Genomic DNA, 23978 nt, shown 5'->3' with positions numbered 1-23978 from the left:
GGCGGATTTCGCCGTTGACGCTGAGCCAGATGCGGGCGTCGTCCGGGTGTCCGGTTTCCGATACGGGGTGCAGCGCGGTCACGGGGCCGGAGGCGTCAAAGCCCTTGGCCCAGTCCCAGGGGCGGCCCTGCTTCTTGGCGATGGCCTGCAGGTCGCGGCGCGTCAGGTCGACACCCACGCCATAACCCCAGACGTGCTGCAGGGCCTGTTCGGTGGGGATGTTGATGCCGCCGGTGCCGATGGCGACAACCAGTTCGACTTCATGGTGGAAGTCCGAGGTCAGCGGCGGGTAGGCGATGGTGCCGGTGGCCGGCACGATGGCATCGGCCGGCTTGCCGAAGAAGAATGGCGGCTCGCGATCAGGATCGTGGCCCATCTCCCTTGCGTGGTCGGCGTAATTGCGACCCACGCAGAAAACACGACGCAGGGGAAAGCGCGCTGTCTGGCCGTGGACGGCGACGGCAGGCACTGTGGGCGGGACGATGACAAACTCGGACATGACGGGCTCCTGATGAAACGATGTGCAGTACGATACCCAAAACGGAGCGCAGGATGAACTACTTTTTTGTTTTCATCGGTGCAGGTCTGGGTGGTATGGCGCGGCATGCCCTGAATATGGTGGCGCTGCGTACCGGATGGGCACAGGGATTTCCAGTCGGCACATTGACCATCAATGTCGTCGGTTCGCTGCTGATGGGCATGGTGGTCGAGTGGCTGGTGCAGCGCATGGGGGCGACTCATGCGGGGCTGCGCCTGTTCCTGACGACGGGGATATTGGGAGGCTTCACGACTTTTTCGGCGTTCTCTCTGGAAACGGTCATGCTGTTCGAGCGCGGCCAACTGATGCTGGCCGTGTTGTATGTCGTGGCCTCTGTCGTGCTGTCGGTGCTGGCACTGTGGGCCGGCATGGCACTGATGCGGCTTGCCTGACTGCCTTCTGCGCAGCTAGCCCTGTACGGGCGTCATCGTGAGCGTGCGATCGAAGGCCTCCAGCCCGATGGTCCGGTGCGTGATCCAGATCAGGGTACGTCCCTCCAGGTGCTGGCTGATGCGCGTCGTCAATGCCTGTGCGGAAGGGGTATCCAGCCCTTCGGTGGGTTCGTCCAGAATTGTGATGGGGGCATTGCGCAACAACGTACGGGCCATGGCCAGTCGCTTGCGCTGGCCTCCCGAAAGGCTGGCTCCTCCTTCTGCAACCCAGGTTTCCAGTCCGTCCTGCCAGTTGCATACCGTCTCGTCCAGTCCGACCAGGGCCAGCACGGCATGCAGGTCCGCATCGCTGGCATCGGGGGCGGCCAGGCGCAGGTTGTCGGCCAGCGTGGCGGTCTGCGCCCAGGCGTCCTGCGGCGCACAGGCAATGAGATGGCGCAGGGTGGACTCGTCGAACGCCTGCAGCGGCATGCCGCCAAGCAGGATGTCGCCGCTGTCCGGGTCTTCCAGGCGGGCCAGCAATTGTGAAAGGGTGGACTTGCCGCAGCCGCTGGGGCCCAGCAGTGCCAGATGCGTACCGTAAGGAACGTCCAGATCCAGGCCGTCCAGCACGGTAGGTCCATTCGGCCACCTGAACGTGACGGCATGGGCCTGCAGGTCGTAGCCGTCGGGCTTTGCCCCTCGCTCGGGGAAGGCCGGCCGGGGTGTGGTGCAGGCCAGTTCATCCAGTCGGCGCGCGGCGGCGGCCGTGCCGGGCAGTTCGAGCCAGGCACCAGGAAGTTGCTGCAGGGCTTCCATGCTGCCCAGGCAAAGCAGGATGATCGCCGCCAGCCAGGGACCGTCGATCTGGCTGACGCCAGCGTCATCAACCAGCAGCGAGGCCCCCAGGCCGAAGGCGGCCCAGGCACACAGGCCGACTGCCATTTGCGTGCCGGCCTGCAGCCAGGCACCGCGCAGGGCAAACTGCATCTGCAGCGTCAGCCAGGCCTGGCTGGCGGCCAGCGTGCGATCGAGCTGGCGCTGCCAGGCCGCTGTGTGCAGGATGAGATCATCCAGACCATCGCTGCAATCGAGCAGGCTGCGCCGCAATGCTGCGTGACGGATCAGGCGCGCGGGAGCGATATGGCGGCCCAGCAGCCAGCCCAGCAGCGGGATGATCCCCATCGCCAGGATAAAGGGCAGCCAGGCAATAGGGGCCAGTGCGGGGAGCATGAAAGTGGCCAGCAGGCCGGCCAGGCCCAGCATGAAACCTGCGGCGACCATGGGCAGCAGCAGGCGTGGATAGAGGTTGTCGAGCGCATCGACATCCCGGATCAGCCGGTTCAGCAATTCGCCGCCATGCCAGCGGCCGAGCTGGCTGGGGGCCAGCGGACTGATGCGACGGTAGAGCCAGAGCCGCAGGCCGGCGATCAGCCTGAAGGTGGCCTCGTGGGTCACCACGCGTTCACCCCAGCGGCTGGCTGTGCGCAGGATGGCAAAGAAGCGTACGCCTGCGCCCGGCAGGAAGAAATTGAACGCCATGGCCGTGACCGGTGAGAGGCCGGCAATGGCCGTTGCCGTCAGGAAGCCGCCGGACAGGCTGAGCAGCCCCATGCTGCCGGCCAGCGTCGCCAGCATCAGGATCAGTGAACCCAGCAGCCAGAACAGCCGGCCGGACATTCGGCGGATATAGGGCAGAAGGATGGCGGCATCAGAGCGCTGGCGCATGCGTTTCCTCCTTGATCAGCCGATGCTGGTTGAGTCGGTACACGCTATCGACGCAGGCCAGCGGGGCTCGGCGATGCGTCAGCAGCACCAGGGTGCGGCCCTGGCGCAACAGCTGCAGCCGCTCGACAATCAGTTGCTCGGTATCTTCGTCCAGACTGGCAGTCGGTTCGTCCAGCAGCAGCAGCTCAGCCGGGCGCAGTGCCAGGCGGGCCAGTGCCAGGCGGCGGACCTGCCCTCCCGACAGTCGGCGTCCGCCCTCTCCCAGTTGCGTGTCCAGTCCGGCAGGAAGGGAGGCATGCCAGTCGGCCAGACCTGCAAAGGCCAGTGCTTCGGTCAGTGCGCTCTCTGAGGCATCGTGCCGGGCGACGCGCAGGTTCTCGGCCAGGGACGTAGCCAGTACGGCGGGGTGCTGCCCCATCCAGCCGATACGCTCACGCCAGGCCGGCAAGTCGATGGCCGACAATGCCACGCCATTGATCTCGATCCTGCCGGCGTCGGGTGCCAGTTGCCCGGACAGCAGGCGCAACAGGGTGCTCTTGCCGCCGCCGGAGGGGCCGACGATGGCAATCGCTGCACCCGGCTCGACTTGCAGATCCAGGTGTGCGAGCACAGGCTCGCCAGGCCGATAGGCAAAGCTCAGGTTGTCGAGTTGCAGGCTGGGCGCACCGGATGGCGGCACCATGCCTCCAACTTGCCGGGCTGGACGTGTTGCATGGGGCGCAGCAAGATCCGCCGGCGCGGTGAGGGAAGTGTTTCCTGCCTCAGGGACGGTCGGTTCGCCGGGCAATACCTCCTGCAGCGCCTCGGCGGCAGCCAGTGCCTCGGCGCGGGCATGGTAGTGCGTGCCGAGGTCGCGCAGTGGCTGATAGTATTCGGGGGCCAGCAGCAGGATGAAAAATGCCAGTTGCAGGTCGGGGGCATGGCCGTAGTAACCGAAGTCCAGATGCCCCAGCAGGCTGAAGCCCAGATAGACGGCCGTCAGCGCAATGGCGACGGACGAGAAGAATTCGAGCACAGTGCCGGACAGGAAAGCCAGTCGCAGCACGCTCATGGTGCGGATGCGGAAGTCTTCGGCCGTGCGGGCGATGCGTTCGGCCTGGCGGCCATGCGCGTCGAGCAAACGGAGTGTCGGCAGGCCGCGCAGAACGTCCAGAAAATAGCCGCTCATGCGCTTGAGCGCCATGAATTGCCGGGTCTGGCGTGCCTGGGCACCCCAGCCCACGAGAATCATGAAGACCGGGATCAGCGGTGCCGTCAGCAGCAGGATGGCGGCGGCTGCCCAACTGCGCGGCAGCACCGCCAGCAGGATCAGGACCGGTGCGACGACAGCCAGCCACTGTTGTGGCCGGTAGCGCGCAAAGTAGCCATCGAGGGCATCGGTCTGCTCGAGCAGCAGGTTGCTCAGGGCACCACTTTGTTGCTGTTCGCGCCAGGCAGGACCCAGCTGGTGCAGGCGGGCCAGCAGTTGCGTACGGACATGCTGGCGTATCCGGGCCGAGACGCGCTGGCCGGCATATTCGCGAACGACACCGGCCAATGCCCGCACGGCAATGCTGGCAGGCCATGCATACCAGGCGGCTGCCAATTCTGCCCAGGGCAGACGCAGGATGATCAGGCCATGCAGCAGCCAGGCCAGTATGCCGGCCTGGGCAATGGCAGCCAGGGTCTGGATGGCCCCGGCCAGGATGGCAATCCCATTCCAGGCACCGGCATTGCCGGCCTGGACACAGCTACGCAACCAGCGTTGCGCCTGTTTGGTGCGGTCTCTGGCCGGGCCGCCGCTCATGCGTACATGATGGCGTCGTGGCTGCTGCAACGTCGCACGCGGGTCTGCCTGGGGCGGACATCCTGCCGGAGCAGGCCCTGTGCGTGCAGCTCGGTCATGGTGCGTGAAACCGTTTCCTTCACCAGACCGGTGATTTCGGCGATATCGCGCAGTCGGGGCAGTTCCACGGGCATGTGACCCAGCATGGCGAACAGGCGGCATATCCGCTCATGGGCCCGTCCGATCCGCAATGCCAGCATGTCGACGGTGCGAGCCTGGCTGGCAATCAGCCATTGCAGCGAGGCCTGCGCCGGTTCTTCGACCGTATCCGGATACCATGGCTCCAATTGGCAGGATACCAGTGCCGACGCCTGGTAGCGGTAGCGATTGTCGAGCAGTGTTTCCAGTCCGATGATGTCGCCGGCCACGGCCAGTCCAGCCAGGGCGTGCTCATCGTCGACGACATGGTCGAGTCGGATGCTGCCCTGCAGGACCCGCCATGGGCGGCCTGCCGCACCAGGGCGGCAGATTTCGCCGCCGCGCCGGACATAGCGCGTGGCGGATACCGGGTGTGTGATCTGTCCCGGACGTGTGATGCGATGCGGTTTAGTTGCCACGGCGTTTTTCCTCCTGCGCCTCCAGCCACATAGCGTTGACGACCGCGAACAGGATGGCGGCGGCAGTGCCCAGAATCCAGGTAAAGTACCACATGATGCACGCTCCTTTCGATCAATAAACGCTGTGTTCGTTGGCACGGATGTGCTCAACGGTGACTTTGCCACGCATGACACGATACGCCCAGCTTGTGTAGCTGATAATGATCGGCGTCATGATTATGGCCACCCAGAACATAATGTTGAGGGTGCGGTGGCTCGAGACGCCATCCCACAGGGTCAGACTGCTGGCAAGATGGCTGCTCGAGGGCAGGACGAACGGGAACAGGGCCACGCCGGCCGTGAAGATGATCCCCAGCTCGGCCACGCCGGTGGCGATGAAGGCGCAGACATTGCGGCGCAGGCTGGCGAACAGCAGGCTGGCCAGCCCGCCGAGAAAGCCCAGGGCCGGGATCAGCCACAGAACGGGATGCGCCCGGAAGTTGTTGAGCAGCGCGCCGGTCTGCAGGGCGACTTCCTTGTCAAGCGGGCTCAGCAGCGCTGCCGGGTCAAGTGACGAGGTAATCACGTAGCCGGGCAGCGAGCCGACCCACAGGCCGCCCACTGCGAATCCTGCCAGCATGACGATGACGGCGATCTGTGACGCGCGACGAGCCCGCGCCTGGATGACGCCTTCGGTACGCATCAGCAGGTAGTTGGCTCCGTGGGCGATGATCATGCTCAGGCTGACGACCCCGGCCAGCAGGGCGAACGGATTGAGCAGTGCCCAGAAGCTGCCGGTATAGCGCATCATCATTGTGTCGTCATAGGAAAAAGGCACACCCTGCAGCACATTGCCCAGCGCGACGCCGAACAGCAGCGACGGGATGGCGCTGCCGGCGAAGATGCCCCAGTCCCAGGTCGCACGCCAGCGCGGGTCCTCGATCTTGCTGCGGTAGTCGAAACCGACCGGCCGGAAGAACATGGCCCAGAGCACGGCCATCATGGCGAAGTAAAAGCCCGAGAAGGCCGTGGCGTAGACCAGCGGCCAGGCAGCGAACAGCGCGCCGCCCGCCGTGATGAACCAGACCTGGTTGCCATCCCAGTGGGGGCCGACGCTGTTGAGCAGCACCCGGCGCTCTTCGTCCTTGCGGGCCACGAAGGGCAGCAGTGTGCCGACGCCCATGTCGTGGCCGTCCATGAAGGCGAAGCCCAGCATCAGGATGCCGACCAGCAGCCACCAGATAATCTTGAGGATCTCGTAGTCAATCATGTCAAACCTCCTGTGCCGCAGGGCGGGTCAGTTGGGGGGCCGGTTCCGGACGTTCGCCGTGGTACTTGCCGGTGCCCAGGCTGGAAGGCCCGAGGCGCGCAAACTTGAACATCAGGTACAACTCGACGATCAGCAGGATGGTGTAGAACAGCACGAAGCCTGAAATCGAGAGAATGAGTTCGGTGGCAGTCCGGTCGGATGCCGACAGGAAGGTGGGCAATACGCCTTCGATCGACCAGGGCTGGCGGCCATATTCGGCCAGGAACCAGCCCATTTCACACGCCAGGAAGGGCAGGGGGATGCTGTAGAGCAGCGTCTTGAGCAGGCGTGGCTGCTGTTCGAACGTGCCGCGCGCTGCATGCCAGAACGACAGGCCTATCAGCAGCAGGAAGAAAAAGCCCAGCCCCACCATAATGCGAAAGCTCCAGAAGAGCGGGGCGACGCGGGGGACAGCATCCTTGACGGCTGCCTGCATCATCTTGGGCGTAGCCTGGCTGACATCGTTGGTATAGCGCTTGAGCAACAGGCCATAGCCCAGGTCGTCGCGGAACAGTTCGAAGCGCTTGAGCAGTTCCGGATTCTCACGGTCGGCACGCAGGGCTTCCAGTGTGGATACGGCCATTGCGCCGCGGGCGATGCGGGCAGCGATGCGTTGCTCGAGCTGATCCAGGCCGGGAATCTCGGTGTCGAGGCTGCGCGTGCCGATCAGGCCCAAGACCCAGGGGATATGGATGGCGGCCCGCGTGGTCTGGTTTTCCTGGTCGGGGATACCGAACAGAGTCAGGCCGGCCGGTGCCGGCTCGGTCTTCCACATGCCCTCCATTGCGGCCATCTTGACCTGTTGCGTTTCGGCAGCGGTATAGCCGGACTCGTCACCCAGCACAATCACGGACAGGGTGGCCGCCAGGCCGAACGAGGCGGCGATGCGGAAGGAGCGGCGTGCAAAGTCGAGATCGCGCCCCTTGAGGATGTACCAGGCGCTGATGCCCAGCACGAATATCGAGGCGGTGACATAGCCGGCACTGACGGTGTGCACGAATTTCACCTGTGCCACCGGATTGAACAGGATGTCCCAGAAACTGGTCATTTCCATGCGCATCGTGAACGGATTGAACTCTGCACCCACCGGGTTCTGCATCCAGCCGTTGGCAATCAGGATGAACAGCGCGGACAGGTTGGAGCCAATGGCGACCAGGTAGGTGACGGTCAGGTGGCCAACCTTGGACAGGCGATCCCAGCCGAAGAAAAACAGGCCGACGAACGTCGATTCAAGAAAGAAGGCCACCAGTGCCTCGATGGCCAGCGGTGCACCGAAGATGTCGCCGACGTAGTGGGAGTAGTAGGACCAGTTGGTGCCGAACTGGAATTCCATGGTCAGTCCGGTGGTGACCCCCAGGGCGAAGTTGATGCCGAAAAGCTTGCCCCAGAATTTGGTCATGTCGCGGTAGATTTCCTTGCCGGTCATGACATAGGTGGTTTCCATGATCGCCAGCAGGAATGACAGGCCCAGCGTCAGGGGAACAAACAGGAAGTGGTAGAGCGCCACGGTCGCGAATTGCAGCCGTGACAGGTCAACAATGGTTTCACTCATTGCGAATCCTTGATAGGGATGGCGGGCGGCCATGCCCGGCCGCTCGGGGCGGGGCATGCCTTGTTGCGAAAGGCTGGATCAGGCCTGTGCAGGGGGGCCGCGCGGCGCGAACGTGGTGTGGATGAAGCGTGGCCGCAGCGGCCGTTCGGCCTGCGGCAGAGGCAGTTGCAGGCTGGGCAGGACGGCCGGCAGGGCGGCCACGACATACGCCGGCAGAACGGCGATATCGGCATGTAGCGAACACCAGACACAGGTACCGTGTTGCTGGATGATCGATTGGGGCTGGTCGGCGCTATCGACGCGGATCAGCTTGTTGCCGCTGTTGGTACAGATTTCCACCCACTCGGCATCAGGTGCCACGACCGACAGGACCTGCATGGCTGCCGGGGCAAAGGCACCCAGCATGAGTGCGATGCAGACAAACCAGGCGGTCAGGCGGCGAGAGGCGTGGAACGCGCGCATGAGAATAGGAGCAACCTGTCGGAGCGGTGAAGGGTTCTATCTATATATTAGGATAATAGCATTTAATCGTCTGAAATCTGCTTTCAAGTTTGTGATGGCGCAATGTGCGACCTACTTTGGGGCTTGACGTCTGTGGCTAAAGTACTTCCTGTTGGAGTCGATCAATAGCCTGTGCGACACGATCGCTGGCCCGTTCCATGGCGACCAGATGAGACAGCATGCCTTCGCCGTCACCCTGGCCTGCGGCTTCAAGGGCTGCCCGGCCATGCTGGTGGACCTCGGCGTGTGGCTTCTCGATGGCCACGAAACCGGCCCGCCGGCTGTAGTGCTGGGCACCATAGCCTTCGTAGTACCACTTGCCGAGACGGCAGGCCGTGTGCGTGCTGAGCGCGGCATTGAAATCGCCATCGACAATGTGCTGGTAGACGCGGTTCTTCCAGATGGCGTGGTCAAGCTTGACCGAGCTCAGGAACGAGACGGTCGTCGTATGGTGGATGACCTGCTGCATCCGCTCGGAGCGGTGGATTACCGCACCGACCTCGCTGTCGATCTGTTGCGATGATGCCGCGATATCGTGTGCGCAGCGGGTGGTGGCCTCGACGACGTTGCGAATGGCTGCTGTTTCGGTACTGACTTTCGAGACCAGAGCCTGGATGCCCGAGCTGGCTTGTGCCACCTTGCCGGCTAGGTGACGCACTTCTCCGGCTACCACCGCAAAACCCCGACCGGCTGGACCGGCGCGTGCGGCCTCGATGGCGGCATTAAGCGCCAGCAGGTTGGTCTGGTCGGCGATTTCCTGGATGTTCGACACCAGCTTCTGGATGTCCTGGGCAGTGCTGTCCAGCGTCATGGCAGTCTGGGTGCTGGTGGTCGTGTGTTCCATGACCAGGGCCGAGCGCCGGTTCAGGCGCTGGATGGCCTCCTTGGCCTGGTCGAAAATCTCGGTCAGATTGGCCAGCTTCTGCCGCTCTGCCAGCAGCATGTCGGCGCTCGATACCATGCCTGCGCCGATGCTCTGCAGCATGCTGCTGCCCATGAGCTGGCTGCGGCAGAGCCCAGCCACGCCCACCGCACTGCTGCCATGGTCATGACCGGACTGGGCGATCGGCAGCGTGGGTAGCTCGGCCTTGAGTGCCGCCAGTTCGGTCCTGAGTTCCAGGCATTCCTTTTTCCATTTGGCGCTGACCCACATGTTGGCTGCTCTCCGTTCTGTCTTTGTACGCAAGGGGCTAAATTGAAATCATCCTATTTTTTCAATTTAGTAACATTATTTCATCATTTTAAACATAAAGCCCTGAGCAGGGATGCTGACAGGGATTGCAGCAGATTCAGCCCAATTTCTTCAGGCATTTAATTTGAGTTGAAATGATTTGTCTGTGTATTATTTGTTCAGAAATTCATTGTGATGAACAAATAGGAGGGCCTCGACATGAACTCAGCAAAAATCAAACGTATCCTGGGAAGCCTGGCCGTGGGTGCCACTCTGGTCGCAGGCACAGCGCATGCGGCTGACCTGGACCAGATCCGTGAGCGCGGCGTTATCCGCATCGCTGTCGCCAACGAAATTCCCTACGGCTACATTGACCTCGATGGTACGGCCAAGGGGGCTGGCCCCGATGTCGCGGCGCAACTCGCTGAACGCCTCGGCATTGGCCGGATTGAATGGGTGGCGACCGGCTTCAGTTCGCTGATCCCGGGCCTGCAGGCGGATCGTTTCGACATGGTGGCAGCGGAAATGGCGATCCTGCCGCCGCGCTGCCGCCAGGTGCTGTTCTCCGAGCCCAACAGTTCCTACGGCGAAGGCCTGCTGGTGGCAGCCGGCAATCCCGACGATATCCATGCCTACGAGGATTTCGCAAAAAACGGCAAGAAGGTGGCTATCATGGCCGGTGCCGACCAGCTTGAAATGCTGCAGGCACTGGGCGTGCCCGAAGCCAGCATGGTGACGATCGCCAACAATGCCGATGCCATTTCCACGGTATCGACCGGGCGTGCCAGCGCCTATGCGGCCACCAGCCTGACCGTGAGCGGCCTGGCCGACAAGAGCGACCGGGTCGAGGGGGCTGGCAGCTTCCGTGATCCAGTGGTCGATGGCCAACCGGTGCGCAGTTGGGGCGGGTTTACCTTTGCACAACGTTCCGAAAAGCTGCGCGATGCGGTCAATACCGAGCTGCAGGCATTCAAGCAAACACCCGAGTGGCGTGCCATCCTGACCGAGTATGGTTTCAGCGAGGCAGATGCTGAAGGCTCGCTCCAGCGCACGACGGCCGAGTTGTGCGCTGAGTGATGGACTGGCTGAACTATCTCGATCCGCTGCTGCAGGGAGCCTGGGTCACGGTACAGCTGACACTGTATTCGACCCTCCTGGGTGGGGTGCTGTCGTTCCTGCTGGGCGTGGGCCGGCTGGCTACCCATCCCGGGTTGCGGTGGCTGTCGATCTGCGTGATCGAGGTATTTCGCGGGACGTCGCTGCTGGTGCAACTGTTCTGGCTGTATTTTGCCCTGCCATTGGCGGGACAGGCCCTGGGCCTGGACTGGCGACTGCCGCCTGTCGTGGTGGGGGTGCTGGCGCTCAGCCTGAACATCGGAGCCTATGGCGCGGAAGTGGTGCGGGGAGCGTTGCAGGCGGTGCCGCCGGCTCAGCTCGAAGCGGCCAAGGCGCTTGATTTCACGCCGCGCCAGACGCTGTGGCGCATCAGCCTGCCGCAGGCGATCCCCGAGATGATGCCAAGCTTCGGCAACCTGGCCGTGCAGAATCTCAAGGATACGGCGCTGGTATCGCTGATCAGCCTGGGTGATCTGGCGTTCCGGGCGGAGCAGATCCGCAATTTCACGCAGGACAGTACGACCGTGTATACCCTGCTGCTGCTCATGTATTTCGGCATGGCGCTGGTGCTGACCGGGCTGATGCGCCTGCTCGAGCACTCGGTGGGGCGCTGGCGCGCCACGGGAGGCTGACATGCTGTTTGGAATCGAATGGGACACCAGTAGCGCATGGGCCTTTGCCTGGTCCATCCTGCCCATCCTGCTGCGCGGCATGGTCGTGACCTTGCAGGCGACGGTGGTCGGCTTTGTGCTGGCGGCCATTCTGGGATTGCTGCTGGCCATGCTCAAGGCCTCGCGCTGCCGCGCCATTGCCTGGCCGGCCCGTGCCATCACTGAGTTCCTGCGCGATACGCCGTTGCTGGCGCAGCTGTTTTTTCTGTATTACGTCCTGCCCGAGTACGGCATCGTGCTGCCGGCGTTTCTGACCGGGGCGCTGGCGCTGGGACTGCAGTACAGCGCCTATACGTCCGAGGTGTACCGGGCCGGCATCGAGTCCGTGTCGCGCGGCCAGTATGAGGCTGCCCGCGCCCTGGACCTGTCGGCTGGCCGGATTTTCTCGGCCATCGTGCTGCCCCAGGCCATTCCGCGCATTATTCCGGCCCTGGGCAATTACCTGGTGTCGATCATGAAGGATGTGCCGGTGTTGTCGGTCGTGTCCGTGCTGGAGATGCTCAACGTGGCGCGCATCATCGGTGACCGGACCTTTGATTACCTGATTCCGCTGTCCATGGTGGGCGGCCTCTATCTCATCATGACGCTGGTGGCGTCTGCGGGCGTGCGCTGGCTCGATGCGCGCCTGCCCAAGCAGGGGGTGCCTCTGAAATGACCGATATTTCCACAATCAATGACCGGGTTGCCGCCGGGGGGCAGTCGTCACTTGCCGAGGGGGATACCACTGGGCGTGAGCCAGTGATCCGTTTCGATGCCGTCACCAAGAAATTCGGTGATGTGACGGTGCTTGATGCGCTCGATTTCGAGGTGCGCAAGGGCGAGAAGGTCACCATCATCGGCCCGTCCGGCTCAGGCAAGTCCACGGTGCTGCGTATCCTGATGACACTGGAGCAGATTGATGCCGGTGTGATCCATGTGGCCGGCAAGCCGCTCTGGCACGAGGAGCGCCATGGCGCGCTGGTGCCGGCCGGCGAGGAACACCTGCGCATGATGCGCAAGGAAATGGGCATGGTGTTCCAGCAGTTCAACCTGTTTCCCCACATGACCGTACGGCGCAACATTACCGAGGCACCCATGCATGTGCTGGGACTGTCGCGCGCCGAGGCCGTGGCGCGTGCGGATGAATATCTGGAACTGGTCGGGCTGTCCGACCAGGCTGACAAGTTTCCGAGTCAGTTGTCGGGCGGACAGCAGCAGCGCGTGGCAATTGCCCGGGCGCTGGCGATGCGGCCGGGCATCATGCTGTTCGACGAGCCGACTTCGGCGCTCGATCCCGAACTGGTGGGCGAGGTGCTGAACGTCATCCAGCGACTGGCAGGAGAACATGACCTGACCATGTTGCTGGTTACGCACGAAATGGCGTTTGCCCGGCAGATTTCCGACCGGGTCTGCTTTTTCGACAAGGGACGTATCGTCGAGCAGGGACCACCTGAACAGATCATGAGCGCACCCAGCGAGGCCCGTACGCAGGCATTTCTCAGCGGGTGCCTGCAGCCGGGCTGAGGCCAGGCCTGCTGATCGAACCAGCCCGATACATACTAAGGTTTTTGCGGTGCCGGCTGACTGGCAGGCTGGTACATGACGGCGTACCACAGCCGTCCTGCTGTGCGAGGCGTATCGTCCAGGCGCGTGTTGTTGCGGGTCAGTTCGATCAGGTTGCGGCGTGCCCGGCTGGTGGGTGAATCAGTTGGCGCATCCGGTTGCAGATGGATGCGGCCCAGTTCGGTGGCTGTATAACCTGCCGCCACAGGGGCATCGTCGGGTTGTGCACTCATCAGCAGTGCGGCATCGCGTACGGCTGCGGCATAGCTGTCGTGGCTGCCCTCGGGGGCCAGGTGCCGCCTGCCAAGTCCTGCCGGTGCCAGTATGGTGTCGGGTGCGGCTGGTGGCGAGGTTCGGTAGCGGCTGAGATCCAGGCGGGGGCGCAGCCAGTCGGCCCACATGAATTCTGCAAATTCCGGCAAGTCCTGGTTGTCGTAGCCGATGCGACGTGCAAAATAGACCAGCGAGCGGTATGGATCATCCTGCAGGCCATCGGGCTGCTCGGGGGTAGCCAGCCCAAGGCGGGTCGGCAACCGGTTTGGCGCAATCGGGACATTGTGTCCGTCGCGCAGCCAGGCTTTGCGCTCCGCGATCATCCGGGACCAGAAGGTGGCGTGGTCGAGATGGCTGTAGTCTGCATCAACCCTGACATGCACGGCTACGTCCGGCCCGCCATCGCTGGTTTCATAGAACGAAGTGAATGTGTGATGCCCATCGGTCAGGTAGAGGACATTGCCTGGCCCGATGATGACGGTCTTGAGTGCGTCGGCATGGGTGCCGGGCGCGTCGGTGCAGGCAAAGCTGGCCGGTGTGTCGATGCGGGCGGCGTACAGCGTGTCGAGATCCTCCAGTGCGCCTGTCGCCAGGCCGCCCTGGCCATTGGTGGCGCAGTAATCGTCGAACTTTTTGCGCAGCGTCTGTCGCAGGTAGCGCATGAGTTGCTTCGACTCGTGCTGCCAGGCCGCCGGCATGGGACCGCCCTGCCAGCGTCCGAGGAGGGCATGAATCTGGTCGTGGCCCACTGCACCCTGCGTCGGCCGCAGTGCGGACAGACTGACCTGCTGGATGTTGCCGGCGAGCCGGGATGACGCGGCGTTACGTGCCTGCTGCGCCGGCTCCGTGCTGCCGGTGCCTGGTAAAGCCAGTACGAGTAAAGCGGCCAGAGAAGAGGCAAGCATGCGTAGGGGAGCAGTCATAGAGCGGGTTCCATGAGCCAAGGTGCGGACGACCGTGCAGGTGATTGTACGTGTGTGCCGCAGCAGGTGTGGGCGCATATCCATGGTGGCACGGCCTGTTGAGCAGAAGGCAGGGATCGGCCCGATTGACACTGTTCAGGGCCGCGCATAATCTGGGTGGCATGTTCTGCGGAACATTCAACAATATATAAAAACATGCTGGCCGACGGCCTGACCTGTTGGCCTTGAGTGAGGAGACACAAGCGATGCGGATCAGCCATATTCTCAAGGTGCTGGCGGCCACGGCCGTGCTGTGCGTCGGTACGGCCCAGGCGCAGGTCAGCGTCATGCTGCCGGCCAATCCTGGCGGGGGCTGGGATGCCACCGGACGGCAGGCGTTTCAGGCCATGAACCAGGCCGGCATCTATACTGGTACGGTCAATTTCTCCAATCGTGGCGGGGCCGGCGGCACCATCGGGCTGGCAGAGTTCCAGCGCGTACAGAAGGGCAAGGCAGATGCCCTGGCCGTGTTCGGCGCGATCACGGTGGGTGCGATCACGCTCAATCATTCTCCTGTCGAATTGGACAAGTTTGCACCGATTGCGCGGTTGACTGCCGAGTATCTGGTGCTGGCTGTCAAGGCCGACTCTCCGTATGGCACCCTGGCCGATTTTGCGGAGGCACTCAAGCGCGATCCGGGCGGGACGCCCGTGGGCGGTGGTTCGGCTGGCGGAGTGGATCACATTGCGCTGGCGCTGCTGGCGCAGAGCGCCGGAGCGTCGGTGCCGGCGCTGAATTACATTCCGCAGGCCGGCGGTGCAGATACCGTGACGGGTATTGTCAACGGCACCCTGAAGGCCGGTATTTCGGGGATTTCGGAGTTCCGGCAGTTTGCCGACAGCGGACGTATCCGGATTCTTGGCATTACCACGGCCGAACGCATGAAGGGCCTGGAGGATGTGCCGACCTTCAGGGAGGCCGGTTACGACGTCGAGATTGCAAACTGGCGCGGCATTCTCGGTGCCGTCGATATGCCAGAGGCCAACCGCCAGGAGTGGATCGAGCGATTCACTCGCCTCAACGGCAGCGAGGCATGGCGCGCAGTGTTGGCCCGGCAGGGATGGGATGACTATTTCCTGGCCGGTGATGCGTTCGGTGCCTTTATCCAGGCCGAGAGCGAGCGGATCAACCAGGTCCTCAAGGACGCCGGCCTGGCGGAGCAATAGGTGCCGGCGGCAGAGCGCGGTGGCGGCACGCCCGTATTGCGCAGGCGGCCCTGGTGGCTGGGGCTGGCCGTGATCCTGATGGGCGGCATCTGCGCCTATGCTGCGTCGGACTTGCCGCTGACGGCTCGCTACGCAGGCATAGGGCCGGGCATGTTCGGCGTGGTGATCGGCCTGGGGCTGATGGCGCTGGGGATCATGCTGCTGGTGCAGATTGCGCAGGGTGAGGTGTTCGAACCCCAGGATGCCGAAAATGCCGAAGCCGGTCGCCCCATGGACTGGCGTGCCTTCTGCACGGCCTTGCTGGCAGCGGTGCTGCCGGCGCTGACCATGGAGCCATTTGGGTTGCCGGTGACGGCGATGCTGTCGTTCATGCTGGTGGCGCGTGCCTTCGGTTCGAGGCATGTCTTGCTTGACCTGGCAACTGGCTTTGGCCTGGGGACGATCAGCTGGTTTCTGTTCGGCTGGCTGGGCTTGCAACTGGGCGGCTTCCTGCCGCTGGCGGGGCTGTGATGGATACGCTGGGCTTGTTGCTGCAGGGTTTCGAGGTGGCGCTGACACCGGCCAACCTGATGTGGGCATTCCTGGGATCGGTACTGGGCACGGCGATCGGGATACTGCCGGGCATCGGCCCGGCGCTGACCATTGCGTTGCTGTTGCCGGTCACCATCTCGGTGGGCCCGGTCTCGGCGTTCATCATGTTTGCCGGGGTGCTCTACGGGGCCATGTATGGCGGTTCGACCACTTCGATCCTGATCAATACGCCGGGCGAGGCCGGTTCGATGATGACCGCGCTGGAAGGCAACAAGATGGCGCGTGCCGGTCGAGGCGCGGCCGCACTGGCGACGGCTGCCATCGGTTCCTTTGTGGCGGGTACGATTGCGACCCTGTTGTTGACGTTCGCCGCTCCCGTAGTGGCAGAACTGGCATTCGTGCTCAAGCCTGCCGATTATTTTGCCCTGACGGTGCTGGCGTTCACTTCGGTGGCCGTCGTGATGGGCGCTTCGCGTGTACGTGGCTTCGTTTCCCTGTTCATCGGCCTGGCGCTGGGGGTGATCGGCATCGACGCCATGACGGGGCAGCCGCGCATGACGTTCGGTATGGCCGACTTGCTTGATGGCGTGGAACTGACGGTGGTGCTGGTATCGGTCTTTGCCGTGGGCGAAATCCTGTACGTGGCCAGCCGCTATTCGCACGGGCAGGAGAAAATCATCCCGATCAAGGGCAAGGCCTGGATGACACGGGAAGAATGGCGTCGATCCTGGAAGCCCTGGTTGCGTGGCACGGCGATTGGCTTTCCCATGGGAGCCATCCCGGGCAGCGGTTCGGAAATACCGACCATGTTGTCCTATTCCCTGGAAAAGAAGCTGTCGCGTCACAAGGACGAGTTCGGCAAAGGGGCCATCGAAGGCGTAGCGGGACCCGAGGCGGCCAACAATGCCGCCGCCGCCGGCATCCTGGTGCCGTTGCTGACGCTGGGATTGCCGACCTCGGCGACGGCCGCCATTCTGCTGGCAGCATTCCAGAACTACGGCCTGCAGCCAGGCCCGTTCCTGTTTACCGGCAACCCTGAATTGGTATGGGGGCTGATTGCATCCCTTTACATCGGCAACTTCATGCTGCTGGTGTTGAACCTGCCGCTGGTCGGCCTGTGGGTGCGGCTGTTGTATATCCCCAAGCCGCAACTGTATGCCGGTATCCTGGTATTTGCGATGATGGGTATCTGGGGTGTTTCCGGGTCGGTATTCGACCTGGGTCTGATGGCGGTGCTGGGCTTGCTCAGCTATGCGATGCGGGTCTATGGTTTTCCGATCCCGCCGCTGCTGATTGGACTGATCCTGGTGCCGCTGGCCGAGAACCAGCTTCGCACGGCCCTGGCTGCCGGGCAGGGACGGCTCTCCGTGCTGGTCGAGACGCCTGTCTCGATGATCTTCCTGTCGCTGGCGTTGCTGTCCCTCTTCGTGCCCATTATTTTGCGCCGCCTGCGAACATCAGCCTGATTTCTGCCGTCTTGTGCGCGGGGGTGTTTGGCGGGCCGTAACCTTGCTTGCCCAGTGGGTATGCGGGCAAGATGCATCTGTCAAAGATACTATCGTGGCTATATGTTGGATTGAAAAATCTTATCCTTGGCGAGGTGCATATGCGCAGAAAACTGATCAAATATCTGGCAGGTACCGTTTCCGTGGCTGTGCTGGCTTTCGGCCTGTTTCTCTACTGGCCGCTTTACGAACGGTCTGTGCCGCCGGCCAGCAACGAGGAGCCTGTCGATGCCGTGCTGATTGGTGGTGGCATCATGAGCGTGACGCTGGCAACCTATCTCCAGGAGTTGGAACCGGACTGGCAGGTATACATGTTCGAGCGGCTCGATGAGGTTGCACTCGAGAGTTCCAATGGCTGGAACAATGCCGGTACGGGGCATTCCGGATTTGCCGAACTGAACTACACACCCGAGGCTCCGGATGGTTCCATCGAAACCGGTCGGGCCGTCGACATTGCCGAGCAATTCGAGGTGTCGCGACAGTTCTGGGCGCATCAGGCCGAGCAGGGACGCTTGCCGTCGCCACCCGATTTCATCAACCCGACGCCGCACATGAGCTTCGTCTGGGGTGACGAGAACATCGCGTACCTGCGCAAGCGTCACACGGCGCTGGTGCGTCATCCGCTGTTCTATGGCATGCAGTACTCCGAGGATCCCGAGCAGATTCGCCAATGGGCACCCCTGCTGATCGAGGGGCGCGACCCGGCGCAGAAAGTGGCCGCGACTTATATGCCGCTGGGCACGGACGTGAACTTCGGGGTGATCGCTACGCAATTGACCCAGGCACTGCAACGCAACCCGAACTTTCACCTGGGCCTTGCACACGAAGTGACGGCCCTGCGCCAGAACGACGACAAGACCTGGAACGTGACCGTGCGGGATCTGGAAACGGGGCAGGAGAGTACGATCAAGTCGCGCTTCGTATTCATTGGTGCGGGTGGTGCTTCACTGAAGCTGCTGCAGATGTCGGGCATCCCCGAGGCACGCAATTACGCCGGCTTTCCTGTGGGCGGGCAGTTCCTGGCATTCGATGCGCCGGATATCGCCGGACGCCACGATGTGAAAGCCTACGGTCGCGCCGAAACGGGCTCGCCGCCGATGTCGGTACCACATCTCGATGCCCGCAAGCTCGATGGCAAGCCCGTGGTTCTGTTCGGACCATTCGCGCTGTACAGCACCAAGTTCCTCAAGGAAGGGTCATGGTTTGATCTGTTTTCGTCGGTCAATCACGATAACCTGGGTGGCATGTTGCGCGTGGGTCTCGATAACCTGGATCTGGTCAGTTACCTGATGGGGCAGGCCATGCTGTCGGACACCGATCGACAGGCCGAGTTGCTCAAGTATTATCCTCAGGCGCGTCCCGAAGACTGGCGATTGGTGACGGCAGGCCAGCGGGTACAGGTGATCAAGCGGGATCCGGAGCAGGGAACCGTGTTGCAGTTCGGCACCGAGGTCGTGGCCGATCGCGACCATACCATCGCTGCGCTGCTGGGCGCATCCCCTGGTGCCTCGACCTCGCCACCCATCATGCTGAGGGTGTTGTCCCAGGCATTCCCGGAGCAGTTCGAGGCGCGCTGGAAAACACGCCTGACCGAGATCATTCCCTCCTACGGGCGCAAGATCAACGACAGTGCTGCCTTGACCAACGAAATCCGCAGGGCAACGAGCCAGGCACTGCAGTTGCCGTATCTTGACGTGCCAACAGGAGGAGCAAGCGATGGCACCGCTGCCGGCCCGGATAGCAGTACGGCTGGAGATGCGTCGTCAGCGGCTGGCGGGCGTCCCGGTCATCAGGCAACCGAGCTGCAGGCCTTGTAGGCATGACAGGATGGGGCGGAAATGAAAACGCCCAGCTGGCAGCAGCTGGGCGTTTAATCTGTGGTGGCCTTGGGCGGAATCGAACCACCGACACAAGGATTTTCAATCCTCTGCTCTACCGACTGAGCTACAAGGCCACGCGAAGAAGCGGAATAATAAACTGCATTCTTCGATTCTGTCAAATGGATTTTGAAGAAAAGCCGGATCCGATGTCGCAAGGTAGTGTGGGCAGGGATTCGGAATGCACTGCCAAGACGCCAAGGGTTGTGACAGATCAACAGATAAAGCACGCGAGGCACGTATCATCACGGTGACGGTGGATGCGTGCATTTGAGAACGGTTTTCCTTCAAATGCATGAATTTCCATAAACTGTCAAGCGGTCTATAATCTATAGAAAATATTGCTTTCAAACTCGCAATCGCTGCAAGCTATGTCCGTCCAGGTTCTCAGTCTTGGTCTCAACCATGTATCGGCACCCGTCTCGGTGCGCGAGAAGGTGTCCGTGCCCCTTGATGTCATCAAGCCGGCATTGGCAGGCCTGCGTGCGGCCTTTGGCGGTGCAGTGCGCGAGGCAGCCATCCTGTCGACCTGCAACCGCACCGAGATCTACTGTGCGGCCGAGTCCCATGCCGTAGAAAAAGTGCCGCTCTGGCTGGCCGAGTTCAACAGTCTCGATGCCGGCAGCCTGCAGCCTCACCTGTACCGCCACAGCGGCGACGAAACCGTGCGCCATGCTTTTCGCGTCGCCAGCGGGCTGGACTCGATGGTGCTGGGCGAGCCGCAGATTCTGGGACAGATGAAAGATGCCGTGCGTGTCGCAGGCGAGGCTGGCACGTTGGGTACGCTGCTGCATCAGTTGTTCCAGCGTACGTTTTCCGTTGCCAAGGAAGTCCGCTCACAGACCGCCATTGGTGCGCATTCGGTATCCATGGCTGCGGCTGCCGTGCGGCTGGCCGAGCGTGTGTTCGGCGACCTGAGCGAAACACGCACCCTGTTCATCGGTGCGGGCGAGATGATCGAACTCTGTGCCACGCACTTCGCGGCCCAGCGCCCGCAGGCCATGATGGTGGCCAACCGCACGCTTGAGCGTGCCGAGCAACTGGCCAACCGGTTCAATGCCGATACCATGCGTCTGTCGGATCTGCCCGAGCGGCTGGCCGAGTACGACGTGGTGGTGTCCTGTACGGCCAGTTCGCTGCCCATCCTGGGGCTGGGCATGGTCGAGCGCGCCACCAGCATGCGGCGGCGCAAGCCGATTGTCATGGTCGATCTGGCCGTGCCGCGGGATATCGAGCCCGAAGTGGCGCGGCTCGACGATGTTTACCTCTATTCGGTCGATGATCTGGGCCGCCTGGTCCAGAGTGGTGCCGATGCCCGCAAGGCGGCCGTGGTGCAGGCCGAAGCCATTATCGAGACGCGGGTGCTCAACTTCATGCACTGGCTGCAGGCCCGTGCTGCTGTGCCAGCGATTGTGGATCTGCATCGCTCTGTCGACGATCTGCGCCAGTTCGAACTGGATCGTGCCCGCCGCGCCTTGGCGCGTGGCGACGATGCAGAGGCTGTGCTGGAGCAACTGGCCTATGGCCTGACCCAGAAATACATGCACGGCCCGCTGGCTGCGCTGCATCACGGCAGCGATACCGAGCGCCAGCAACTGCTGGCCATGCTGCCGCGCCTGTTTCCCCCGCTCGACCAACGCCGTTAGCGCCGCTGTCCGACCCGCAGTACAGTATGCGCTGCGCGCATGACTGTGCGCCGGCCGTGGACGGGACGCGACGGCGCTTGCACAGTTCTCCGCCTTTACCATTTTGCCTGGTCGCCGGCTCCCGTCGCCGCCGCGACGGAGACCCGAAACATGAAAGCATCCATGCGCAACCGGCTGGAGCAACTGTCGAACCGCCTGCTGGAAATCGATGTGTTGCTGGCCGAGCCTGATGCGGCCGACGATATGAACCGCTTTCGCAAGATATCGCGCGAACGGGCCGAACTGGAGCCGGTGGTGATGGGCTACCAGGCATTCACTTGCGCCGAGGCGGATATCGTGGCTGCCCAGGAGATGCTGGAAGATCCTGAATTGAAGGACATGGCGCAGGAAGAGCTGCTGGCTGGACGCGAACGTCTGGAGCAGCTCGACAGTGAGCTGCAGATCCTGTTGCTGCCGCGCGATCCTGATGATGGACGCGGCGTGTTCCTGGAAATCCGGGCCGGCACGGGCGGCGATGAGAGTGCCCTGTTCTCTGGTGACCTGCTGCGCATGTACACACGCTACGCAGAGCAGCAGGGCTGGCGTGTCGAACTGATGTCGGAAAGTCCTTCCGAGCTGGGTGGCTATCGGGAAGTGATCGTGCGCCTCGATGGCGAGGGCGTCTATGGTCAGCTCAAGTTCGAGTCGGGCGCGCACCGGGTGCAGCGCGTGCCGGCGACCGAGTCGCAGGGGCGTATCCATACTTCGGCCTGCACGGTGGCCGTGATGCCCGAGGCCGATGAGGCCAGCGACATCGTGATCAATACCAATGACCTGCGGATCGATACCTTCCGGGCCAGCGGCGCGGGAGGGCAGCACGTCAACAAGACGGATTCGGCCGTGCGCATCACCCACTTGCCGACGGGGCTGGTGGTGGAATGCCAGGATGATCGCTCGCAGCATCGCAACCGCGACAAGGCCATGCAGGTGCTGGCTGCGCGGCTCAAGGACAAGGAGCAGCGCGAACGCCAGAGCAAGGAGGCCGCGCAGCGCAAGAGTCTGGTGGGGTCGGGGGATCGCTCCGAGCGCATCCGGACCTACAATTTTCCGCAGGGGCGACTGACCGATCATCGGATCAACCTGACGCTCTACAAATTGCAGCAGATCATGGATGGCGACATGAGTGAGCTGATCCGCACCCTGATCGCCGAGCACCAGGCCGAGCAATTGGCTGCGTTGAGTCTGGAGTGAGTGAAATGGTTGCCGATACGCCTCGGGGTGGGGATGCCGGTGCGGCAGCCATGTCGGGCCGTGGTGCCGCGGATGACGAGGTGGCGATGTCGACCGTGCGATCGCTGACCGCATCCTGTCGCCTGCCTCGTCTGGAAACGCGCATGCTGCTGGAGCAGGCTTTGCGCCGGCCGCGCGCCTGGCTGCTGGCTCATGATGACGAGCCTTTGCCCGAGGCTGCCGTGCAACTGTTCCTGGGTTGGGTGCGGCGACGCGAGGCGGGTGAACCCATGGCCTACCTGCTGGGCGAGCGTGAATTCATGGGATGGGTGTTCGAGGTTACCCCGGATGTGCTGATTCCTCGTCCTGATACCGAGACGCTGGTAGAAACGGCGCTGGACATCATCCGCGATCGCTCCGGCGTCCGGGTGCTTGATATGGGAACGGGCAGTGGCGCGATTGCCATATCGTTGGCGCTGGCGTGCCCGGGGGCGGTCGTCCATGCCAGCGATGCCAGCAATGCTGCATTGGCGGTGGCCCGACGCAATGGCGAACGGCTGGGTGCAGCGGTGCAGTGGCGACAGGGTGACTGGTATGCGGCGCTGGCCGATGTGGAGCCGGGCTTCGATCTGATCGTCTCCAATCCGCCGTATATTGCTTGCGAAGATCCGCATCTGGTGCTGGGCGATCTGCGTTTCGAGCCTGCCACGGCGCTGACGGATGGTGCCGATGGCCTGCGGGACTTGTGTGCAATTGTGCAGGGGGCAGGCGCATGGCTCAGGCCGGGCGGCTGGCTTTGGCTCGAACATGGCTGGGACCAGGCACCGGCGGTCAGGGCATTGCTGCAGGCGCATGGATTTGCCGAGGTGAGTAGCCGGTGCGACCTGGCCGGCACAGAACGGATTTCAGGCGGACGTTTGTGATGCCGTATCGTGACTGCCGGAGCAATACGCAGGCGGCGTAGGGGATTGCCGCCACAGCGGTTCAGACGGGTTTACACTAATCCGTTGGTTTTTCAACAGACATTGGATACATGAGGTACAAGCAATGAGCGAAATTCAGGATTTCATCCGCAAGACCGTGACCGACCACCCTGTCGTGCTGTTCATGAAGGGGACGGCGCAGTTTCCCCAGTGTGGCTTTTCTGGCCGGGCCATTCAGATTCTCAAGTCCTGTGGCGTCAAGCAGCTGATTACGGTCAATGTGCTCGAGGATGAAGAAGTCCGCAACGGCATCAAGACGTTCTCGAACTGGCCCACGATTCCGCAGCTCTACGTCAAGGGCGAGTTCATTGGCGGTGCCGATATCATGGGCGAAATGAGCGAAAACGGCGAGCTCAAGACCTTGCTCGACGAGGCCGGAGCCACGGCCTGATGTCTGCGCGCAGGCTGGTCGTCGGGATCAGCGGTGCCACGGGTGCGATCCATGCCGTGCGCATGCTGCAAGTGTTGCGCGCCCAGACCGATGTCGAAACCCATCTGGTGGTGTCGGCATCGGGCGTGCTCAATATCCGGCATGAGCTGGACATGTCGCGCCAGGAGATTCATGCGCTGGCCGATCATGTCTATAGCGTGCGCGACGTGGGGGCTGCGCTGGCCAGCGGAGGATTTCATACCGATGGCATGATTGTGGTGCCGTGCTCGATGCGAACCCTGGCAGCCATTGCCCATGGCCTGTCCGACAACCTGTTGACGCGGGCGGCCGATGTCACGCTCAAGGAGCGGCGCCGGTTGGTGCTGATGGTGCGCGAGACGCCGTTCAACCTGGCACATCTGCGCAACATGACCGCAGTCACGGAAATGGGGGGTATTGTGTTCCCACCCTTGCCGGCTTTCTATTACCGGCCTTCTTCCATTGAGGAGATGGTGGATCATACCGTCGCCAAGGCATTGGACCTCGTGGGTATCAAGGTGGCTGGCCCGGAGTGGACCGGCACCATTTGAAGACGT

Annotated in this window: 24 protein-coding genes, 1 tRNA gene and 1 pseudogene; 14 read left to right on the top strand and 12 right to left on the bottom strand. The window is 62.8% G+C overall.

The annotated features are described in order from the left end of the window. On the bottom strand, positions 1-499 hold a 499-nt coding region (locus tag ABN482_RS04315), incomplete at its 3' end, for a fumarylacetoacetate hydrolase family protein (protein WP_349502823.1). Positions 500-552: 53 nt separating this feature from the next. On the opposite strand from ABN482_RS04315, the gene crcB reads away from it, so the two are divergent. Then, positions 553-930 carry a fluoride efflux transporter CrcB gene (gene crcB, locus ABN482_RS04310; RefSeq protein ID WP_349502822.1) on the top strand — a complete coding sequence of 126 codons (378 nt, stop codon included), beginning with the start codon at positions 553-555 and terminating at the stop codon, positions 928-930. Between the two features lie 15 nt (positions 931-945). Here the strand turns inward: crcB and cydC are convergent, their stop codons facing one another. The 9 genes and pseudogenes from cydC to ABN482_RS16455 form a co-directional block, all read right to left on the bottom strand. Next, positions 946-2637, bottom strand: coding sequence for a thiol reductant ABC exporter subunit CydC (gene cydC, locus ABN482_RS04305; protein WP_349502821.1), 1692 nt, complete (start codon positions 2635-2637; stop codon positions 946-948). After that, entirely contained in the window at positions 2621-4423 is a 1803-nt protein-coding gene (gene cydD, locus ABN482_RS04300) for a thiol reductant ABC exporter subunit CydD (protein ID WP_349502820.1), read from the bottom strand. The genes cydC and cydD overlap by 17 nt, the downstream gene beginning before the upstream one ends. Further along, positions 4420-5019, bottom strand: a complete 600-nt coding sequence (locus ABN482_RS04295) for a Crp/Fnr family transcriptional regulator (RefSeq protein ID WP_349502819.1) — start codon at positions 5017-5019, stop codon at positions 4420-4422. Before ABN482_RS04295 ends, cydD begins: the two co-directional genes overlap by 4 nt. Continuing rightward, positions 5009-5113 carry a cytochrome bd-I oxidase subunit CydX gene (gene cydX, locus ABN482_RS04290; RefSeq protein ID WP_109062448.1) on the bottom strand — a complete coding sequence of 35 codons (105 nt, stop codon included), beginning with the start codon at positions 5111-5113 and terminating at the stop codon, positions 5009-5011. The genes ABN482_RS04295 and cydX overlap by 11 nt, the downstream gene beginning before the upstream one ends. A gap of 18 nt (positions 5114-5131) precedes the next feature. Beyond that, positions 5132-6268: a cytochrome d ubiquinol oxidase subunit II gene (gene cydB, locus ABN482_RS04285; protein ID WP_349502818.1), complete on the bottom strand. Its 1137-nt coding sequence runs from the start codon at positions 6266-6268 to the stop codon at positions 5132-5134. Position 6269: 1 nt separating this feature from the next. Then, complete coding sequence (locus ABN482_RS04280; protein ID WP_349502817.1) at positions 6270-7859, bottom strand: cytochrome ubiquinol oxidase subunit I; 1590 nt, start codon at positions 7857-7859, stop codon at positions 6270-6272. A 78-nt stretch (positions 7860-7937) separates the two neighbouring features. After that, positions 7938-8321 (bottom strand): DUF2946 domain-containing protein, encoded by a 384-nt coding sequence (locus ABN482_RS04275; protein ID WP_349502816.1) that lies wholly within the window; start codon positions 8319-8321, stop codon positions 7938-7940. Positions 8322-8457: 136 nt separating this feature from the next. Next, complete coding sequence (locus ABN482_RS16460) at positions 8458-8829, bottom strand: CZB domain-containing protein (RefSeq protein ID WP_502877233.1); 372 nt, start codon at positions 8827-8829, stop codon at positions 8458-8460. 45 nt (positions 8830-8874) lie between these two features. Beyond that, positions 8875-9123, bottom strand: a pseudogene (locus ABN482_RS16455) (methyl-accepting chemotaxis protein); the annotation flags it as partial. Positions 9124-9750: 627 nt separating this feature from the next. On the opposite strand from ABN482_RS16455, the gene ehuB reads away from it, so the two are divergent. From ehuB to ehuA, 4 genes are read left to right on the top strand one after another with little or no spacing between them, the layout of a single operon-like run. Beyond that, complete coding sequence (ehuB, locus tag ABN482_RS04265) at positions 9751-10608, top strand: ectoine/hydroxyectoine ABC transporter substrate-binding protein EhuB (RefSeq protein WP_349502814.1); 858 nt, start codon at positions 9751-9753, stop codon at positions 10606-10608. Then, positions 10608-11279 carry an ectoine/hydroxyectoine ABC transporter permease subunit EhuC gene (gene ehuC / locus ABN482_RS04260; RefSeq protein WP_349502829.1) on the top strand — a complete coding sequence of 224 codons (672 nt, stop codon included), beginning with the start codon at positions 10608-10610 and terminating at the stop codon, positions 11277-11279. The genes ehuB and ehuC overlap by 1 nt, the downstream gene beginning before the upstream one ends. Before the next feature lies 1 nt (position 11280). Beyond that, positions 11281-11973 carry an ectoine/hydroxyectoine ABC transporter permease subunit EhuD gene (gene ehuD, locus ABN482_RS04255; protein WP_349502813.1) on the top strand — a complete coding sequence of 231 codons (693 nt, stop codon included), beginning with the start codon at positions 11281-11283 and terminating at the stop codon, positions 11971-11973. Then, entirely contained in the window at positions 11970-12821 is an 852-nt protein-coding gene (gene ehuA, locus ABN482_RS04250; protein WP_349502812.1) for an ectoine/hydroxyectoine ABC transporter ATP-binding protein EhuA, read from the top strand. The genes ehuD and ehuA overlap by 4 nt, the downstream gene beginning before the upstream one ends. A gap of 35 nt (positions 12822-12856) precedes the next feature. Here ehuA and ABN482_RS04245 read toward each other — a convergent pair whose 3' ends face one another. Further along, positions 12857-14056, bottom strand: a complete 1200-nt coding sequence (locus ABN482_RS04245; protein WP_349502811.1) for a ParB/Srx family N-terminal domain-containing protein — start codon at positions 14054-14056, stop codon at positions 12857-12859. A 245-nt stretch (positions 14057-14301) separates the two neighbouring features. Here ABN482_RS04245 and ABN482_RS04240 point away from each other — a divergent pair, with 245 nt between their 5' ends. From ABN482_RS04240 to mqo, 4 genes are all read left to right on the top strand, one after another. Next, positions 14302-15261: a Bug family tripartite tricarboxylate transporter substrate binding protein gene (locus ABN482_RS04240; RefSeq protein ID WP_349502810.1), complete on the top strand. Its 960-nt coding sequence runs from the start codon at positions 14302-14304 to the stop codon at positions 15259-15261. Continuing rightward, a complete protein-coding gene (locus ABN482_RS04235; RefSeq protein WP_349502809.1) occupies positions 15262-15771 on the top strand; it encodes a tripartite tricarboxylate transporter TctB family protein in 510 nt (169 codons plus the stop codon). After that, positions 15771-17258 (top strand): tripartite tricarboxylate transporter permease, encoded by a 1488-nt coding sequence (locus tag ABN482_RS04230; protein ID WP_349502808.1) that lies wholly within the window; start codon positions 15771-15773, stop codon positions 17256-17258. The genes ABN482_RS04235 and ABN482_RS04230 overlap by 1 nt, the downstream gene beginning before the upstream one ends. 140 nt (positions 17259-17398) lie before the next feature. After that, complete coding sequence (gene mqo / locus ABN482_RS04225) at positions 17399-19114, top strand: malate dehydrogenase (quinone) (RefSeq protein WP_349502807.1); 1716 nt, start codon at positions 17399-17401, stop codon at positions 19112-19114. A 61-nt stretch (positions 19115-19175) separates the two neighbouring features. Here mqo and ABN482_RS04220 read toward each other — a convergent pair. Further along, a tRNA-Phe gene (locus ABN482_RS04220) sits at positions 19176-19251 on the bottom strand. A gap of 294 nt (positions 19252-19545) precedes the next feature. Here ABN482_RS04220 and hemA point away from each other — a divergent pair. From hemA to ABN482_RS04195, 5 genes are all read left to right on the top strand, one after another. Beyond that, complete coding sequence (gene hemA, locus ABN482_RS04215) at positions 19546-20820, top strand: glutamyl-tRNA reductase (RefSeq protein WP_349502806.1); 1275 nt, start codon at positions 19546-19548, stop codon at positions 20818-20820. Between the two features lie 150 nt (positions 20821-20970). After that, positions 20971-22050, top strand: a complete 1080-nt coding sequence (prfA, locus tag ABN482_RS04210) for a peptide chain release factor 1 (protein ID WP_349502805.1) — start codon at positions 20971-20973, stop codon at positions 22048-22050. 50 nt (positions 22051-22100) lie between these two features. Beyond that, the gene (prmC, locus tag ABN482_RS04205; protein WP_502877232.1) at positions 22101-22952 is read left to right on the top strand and encodes a peptide chain release factor N(5)-glutamine methyltransferase; all 852 of its coding nucleotides are present in this window, start codon (positions 22101-22103) and stop codon (positions 22950-22952) included. A gap of 124 nt (positions 22953-23076) precedes the next feature. After that, positions 23077-23403 carry a Grx4 family monothiol glutaredoxin gene (grxD, locus tag ABN482_RS04200; protein ID WP_349502804.1) on the top strand — a complete coding sequence of 109 codons (327 nt, stop codon included), beginning with the start codon at positions 23077-23079 and terminating at the stop codon, positions 23401-23403. Next, positions 23403-23972, top strand: a complete 570-nt coding sequence (locus ABN482_RS04195; RefSeq protein WP_349502803.1) for a UbiX family flavin prenyltransferase — start codon at positions 23403-23405, stop codon at positions 23970-23972. The genes grxD and ABN482_RS04195 overlap by 1 nt, the downstream gene beginning before the upstream one ends. The last annotated feature ends 6 nt before the right edge of the window (positions 23973-23978 follow it).

Origin of the sequence: Corticimicrobacter sp. (assembly GCF_040137905.1) — a bacterium.
Lineage (GTDB): Bacteria > Pseudomonadota > Gammaproteobacteria > Burkholderiales > Burkholderiaceae_B > Corticimicrobacter.
Note: the sequence above shows the minus strand (reverse complement) of the source record. Positions and strands in the feature narration are given on the sequence as shown.

Bases quoted from the DNA above. Each gene is read 5' to 3' on its own strand.
- ABN482_RS04275 (WP_349502816.1), bottom strand. From the start codon at position 8,321: ATGCGCGCGTTCCACGCCTCTCGCCGCCTGACCGCCTGGTTTGTCTGC.
- crcB (WP_349502822.1), top strand. From the start codon at position 553: ATGAACTACTTTTTTGTTTTCATCGGTGCAGGTCTGGGTGGTATGGCG.
- ehuD (WP_349502813.1), top strand. From the start codon at position 11,281: ATGCTGTTTGGAATCGAATGGGACACCAGTAGCGCATGGGCCTTTGCC.
- mqo (WP_349502807.1), top strand. From the start codon at position 17,399: ATGCGCAGAAAACTGATCAAATATCTGGCAGGTACCGTTTCCGTGGCT.
- ehuB (WP_349502814.1), top strand. From the start codon at position 9,751: ATGAACTCAGCAAAAATCAAACGTATCCTGGGAAGCCTGGCCGTGGGT.
- ABN482_RS04230 (WP_349502808.1), top strand. From the start codon at position 15,771: ATGGATACGCTGGGCTTGTTGCTGCAGGGTTTCGAGGTGGCGCTGACA.
- cydD (WP_349502820.1), bottom strand. From the start codon at position 4,423: ATGAGCGGCGGCCCGGCCAGAGACCGCACCAAACAGGCGCAACGCTGG.
- ABN482_RS04195 (WP_349502803.1), top strand. From the start codon at position 23,403: ATGTCTGCGCGCAGGCTGGTCGTCGGGATCAGCGGTGCCACGGGTGCG.
- hemA (WP_349502806.1), top strand. From the start codon at position 19,546: ATGTCCGTCCAGGTTCTCAGTCTTGGTCTCAACCATGTATCGGCACCC.
- cydC (WP_349502821.1), bottom strand. From the start codon at position 2,637: ATGCGCCAGCGCTCTGATGCCGCCATCCTTCTGCCCTATATCCGCCGA.
- grxD (WP_349502804.1), top strand. From the start codon at position 23,077: ATGAGCGAAATTCAGGATTTCATCCGCAAGACCGTGACCGACCACCCT.
- prfA (WP_349502805.1), top strand. From the start codon at position 20,971: ATGAAAGCATCCATGCGCAACCGGCTGGAGCAACTGTCGAACCGCCTG.
- ABN482_RS04280 (WP_349502817.1), bottom strand. From the start codon at position 7,859: ATGAGTGAAACCATTGTTGACCTGTCACGGCTGCAATTCGCGACCGTG.
- ABN482_RS04240 (WP_349502810.1), top strand. From the start codon at position 14,302: ATGCGGATCAGCCATATTCTCAAGGTGCTGGCGGCCACGGCCGTGCTG.
- cydX (WP_109062448.1), bottom strand. From the start codon at position 5,113: ATGTGGTACTTTACCTGGATTCTGGGCACTGCCGCCGCCATCCTGTTC.
- ehuC (WP_349502829.1), top strand. From the start codon at position 10,608: ATGGACTGGCTGAACTATCTCGATCCGCTGCTGCAGGGAGCCTGGGTC.
- ABN482_RS16460 (WP_502877233.1), bottom strand. From the start codon at position 8,829: ATGCAGCAGGTCATCCACCATACGACGACCGTCTCGTTCCTGAGCTCG.
- ABN482_RS04245 (WP_349502811.1), bottom strand. From the start codon at position 14,056: ATGACTGCTCCCCTACGCATGCTTGCCTCTTCTCTGGCCGCTTTACTC.
- prmC (WP_502877232.1), top strand. From the start codon at position 22,101: ATGTCGGGCCGTGGTGCCGCGGATGACGAGGTGGCGATGTCGACCGTG.
- cydB (WP_349502818.1), bottom strand. From the start codon at position 6,268: ATGATTGACTACGAGATCCTCAAGATTATCTGGTGGCTGCTGGTCGGC.
- ehuA (WP_349502812.1), top strand. From the start codon at position 11,970: ATGACCGATATTTCCACAATCAATGACCGGGTTGCCGCCGGGGGGCAG.